This window comes from Comamonas sp. B-9, from assembly GCF_000410635.1.
Lineage (GTDB): Bacteria > Pseudomonadota > Gammaproteobacteria > Burkholderiales > Burkholderiaceae_C > Comamonas.
Genome location: NZ_KE148637.1, coordinates 31504 through 33520, shown reverse-complemented (window position 1 = coordinate 33520; position 2017 = coordinate 31504). Strand labels below are relative to the sequence as shown.

Genomic DNA, 2017 nt, shown 5'->3' with positions numbered 1-2017 from the left:
CCCGGCGCTGCAAAACGGCCAAACAAGGCGGCCAACGCGCCCAGCCCCAAGGGCCCCACCAGCTGGGGCCAGGGCGACAGCCGCGCCACCACCAGGGCCAGCAGCACCGCCAGCGCTGCCTGCATGGCCGCGACCAGCGCAATGTGCAGCGAGGGAAGCGGTTGCAGGCGGACGCTGTCACGCAGCTGGCGCGGTGACAGCAGGTGGCGCAGCGCCTGGTGGCGGCCAATGGCTGGGGTGGGAATGTCGATCTTGGGGGCAGGTGTCATGGGCATCCTCGTCTACCCAGCGACTGGCCAACGCGCAGCCTGGCCGGCACAGCGGCCAGCCAGTGTGGCTGGGATAGGAAAGTGGAGACTCACCCGCTACAAAGCAGCACGGGCGCCAGCCTGTGCGCGTACAGGGATGGCTCGCGCAGGTCCTGGCAGGGATGCCGGACCGGAACGCGGCAGGGCTGCGTATGCCGATGAGCAGCCCATATAGTATCCCATGCAACTATTTATGACAAGCCTGAGGTTGGCGCCCACTCTCCAAGCACCACCTGCCAGGCTGGCAATGGAGGTTTAAACCACCGTCAGCTTGGCCACCGACAGCGCCAGCCACTTGGTGCCATGGCGCGGAAAATTCACCTGGGCGCGCGCATCGTCGCCGGTGCCTTCCACCGCCAGCACCTTGCCTTCGCCAAACTTGTTGTGGAACACACTGGCGCCCTTTTTGATGCCATGCGCGGGCTCGGCCTTTTGCACCGGCACGGGGGTCTTGCCCCACATGCTGGGCGCGGCATCGCCATAGCCACCGCCCGATGAACGGCCGCTGCCGCCGCCTCCGCCGTAAGCCAGGCTGCCCATGCCACTGCCAAAGCCCGAATGCTTGGGCGTGAGCCATTTCAGCGCGCGTTCGGGCAGCTCATCCAAGAAGCGGCTGCGCACGTTGTAGCGCGTGGTGCCGTGGAGCATGCGCGTCTGCGAGGTGCTCAGGTACAGGCGCTTGCGCGCCCGGGTGATGGCCACATACATCAGGCGGCGCTCTTCCTCCAGCCCGCCGGTGTCGGTCATCGCGTTCTCGTGCGGGAACAGGCCCTCTTCGAGCCCGCCGATAAAGACCACATCAAACTCCAGGCCCTTGCTGGCATGCACGGTCATCATCTGCACGGCGTCCTGGCCGGCCTGGGCCTGGTTGTCACCAGCCTCCAGCGCCGCATGGGTCAAAAAGGCCACCAGCGGCGACAAGGTTTCGCCGGTATCGGGGTTCACCATCGCCGGGTTGGCGGCATCGGGCAGTGGGGTATCGAGCAGCGGTGCATCCGGGTCCAGCCCTTGGCTCACGGGGCTTTGGCCACTGCCTGGCACGCCCATGGCCTGCTGCTCGTCGATCGGAATGGCCACGGCATCCTTGCCAAAGCCTTCCTGGGTGACAAAGCTCTCGGCGGCGGTCACCAACTCGCCCAGGTTGTCGATGCGGTCGGCGCCTTCCTTTTCGCTCTGGTAGTGCTCGATCAGGCCGCTCACCACCAGCATGCGCTCGATGGTCTCGCGCAGGGTCTTGCCCTGGGTTTCCTCACGCAGCACATCGACCATCGCGACAAAGGACTGCAGCTTGGTGCCTGCCTTGCCAGCCACGGCGGTGACCGCGTCGTACAGCGAGCAACCGGCGGCCTGCGCCCCTTCCTGCAGTTGCTCGGTGGTACGCGCACCAATGCCGCGCGGCGGAAAGTTCACCACCCGCATGAAGCTGGTGTCGTCATGCGGGTTCTCGAGCAGGCGCAGATAGGCCAGCGCATGCTTGATTTCCGCGCGCTCGAAAAAGCGCAGGCCGCCATACACGCGGTAAGGCACACCAGCGTTGAACAGGCTGGTTTCCAGAATCCGGCTTTGGGCATTGCTGCGGTAGAGCACGGCGATCTCGCTGCGTGCAAAGCCATCGCTCTTGATCAGCGACTTGATCTCCTCGACCATCCACTGCGCCTCGGCCATGTCGGTGGCGCTCTCGGACACCCGCACCGGCTCCCCCCGGCCCC

Annotated in this window: 2 pseudogenes; both read right to left on the bottom strand. The window is 65.9% G+C overall.

Annotated elements, in window-relative coordinates:
* Positions 1 to 269 (bottom strand): annotated as a pseudogene (locus H928_RS0119105) (hypothetical protein); the annotation flags it as partial.
* 294 nt (positions 270 to 563) lie between these two features.
* Positions 564 to 2017: pseudogene (locus H928_RS33635) on the bottom strand (3'-5' exonuclease); the annotation flags it as partial.